The 706-nt window shown below is 56.9% G+C and carries 2 pseudogenes; both read right to left on the reverse strand.

Annotated features, from left to right (window positions below):
* Positions 1-286, reverse strand: a pseudogene (locus tag M3661_RS29765) (PTS sugar transporter subunit IIB); the annotation flags it as partial.
* A gap of 144 nt (positions 287-430) precedes the next feature.
* Positions 431-703: pseudogene (locus M3661_RS29770) on the reverse strand (mannose/fructose/sorbose PTS transporter subunit IIA); the annotation flags it as partial.
* Positions 704-706 lie beyond the last annotated feature (3 nt).

A 706-nucleotide genomic window follows, 5' to 3' on the forward strand; every position in this document is an offset into this window, starting at 1 on the left:
GCCCTCGACGATACGTTCAACGTCGGTCGGGTTAGTAAACAGCAGCATAACGCGCTGTCCGGCATACTTGGGGTTGTTGTAGACGCGGATCATTTTGGCCACATCCACCACGTGAGCGGTGACGCCCGGCGGCGCAACCTGGGTCAGCAGAGTTTTACGCACGGTATCCGCGGGCCACTTCATCACTGACAACGATGATGCGGGTAACGTTGGTCTCTTTGGTCCAGCGGGTGGCGACCTGACCATGGATCAGACGGTCGTCTATACGCGCAAGGCCAATTACCATGTAGTCGTTCGGGCCCATGGGTTTGGCCGGTGCGGCGGCTTTTGGCGCTGCGGCAGGCGCGGGCGCAGGGGCCGCTTTTTCCACCGGTTTGGCTTTAAGCGCTTTCACGCCTTCGCTGCCGGTTTCAACCGCTAAGGCGACCAGTTCATCAAAGGAAGGATCGTCGTCGCGGGCCATGAAGGTTTCCACCAGCATCGGGATATTGACGCCGGCGATAACTTCGTAATGCTCTTTATCGACGACAATGCGGCTCGCAGCGTTGAAAGGGCTGCCTCCCCATGTATCGACGAGAAATAGCACGCCTTTACTGGTATCCAGTTTTGCCAACTGGGCGTTGTATTTCTCGATCAACGTTTCGGCATTTTCACCCGGAACGAAATCGATCCAGCCAACGTTTTCCTGCTCGCCCAACAGCATTTC

It is taken from the genome of Paenibacillus sp. MER 180 (genome assembly GCF_023713665.1).
Classification (GTDB): domain Bacteria; phylum Bacillota; class Bacilli; order Paenibacillales; family Paenibacillaceae; genus Paenibacillus_B; species Paenibacillus_B suaedae.